This is a genomic window from Thalassolituus sp. UBA2009, assembly GCF_002335285.1.
Classification (GTDB): domain Bacteria; phylum Pseudomonadota; class Gammaproteobacteria; order Pseudomonadales; family Oceanobacteraceae; genus Venatoribacter; species Venatoribacter alkanivorans.
On the sequence record NZ_DDCJ01000020.1, the window covers coordinates 1,455 to 1,925 of the forward strand.

Annotated in this window: 1 protein-coding gene; it reads right to left on the reverse strand. The window is 51.8% G+C overall.

Annotated elements, in window-relative coordinates:
* Nucleotides 1-440 (reverse strand): DUF502 domain-containing protein (locus tag B3P58_RS02030; RefSeq protein WP_286715733.1); only part of this gene is annotated, 440 nt, incomplete at its 3' end.
* Nucleotides 441-471 lie beyond the last annotated feature (31 nt).

Here is a 471-nt window from a genome sequence, read left to right on the forward strand (position 1 = left end):
TCTTCCTTATCGCCGGCATTCTGCACCGCCGGCGGAATTTTGCTGGCGGTAATAAAGCCCAGCAATTGTGCATCGCCGGGCATATCGACCAGCACGACCTGTTGATTGTGCTGTTTTTCCTGATCGAACATAGCGGCAAAGTCTTTAACCGCGCCGTACAGTGTTTTTACCAGCGGAAAACGCAGCAGGGCATCTTCCACATACTGATACAGCCAGCTGACCGGGTTGAACTGAAATAATAATCCGACTGACAGCAAAGCCAGCAGCATCAGCAGCAGGCCCATACCAGGAAAAATGCTGGGAATATGCAAGCTGGCGAGCAGGCTCAGGCCCAGACCGTTAAGCCACATCAGCGCAGACCATAACAGCCAGATGGTAATCAGTAACGGCAGTACCACCATGGAGCCTTTGATCAGCGGTTGCAGCAGATAGCGTTTCATAAAAACTCCGTCAGGATTTTGGTGGTTGCTG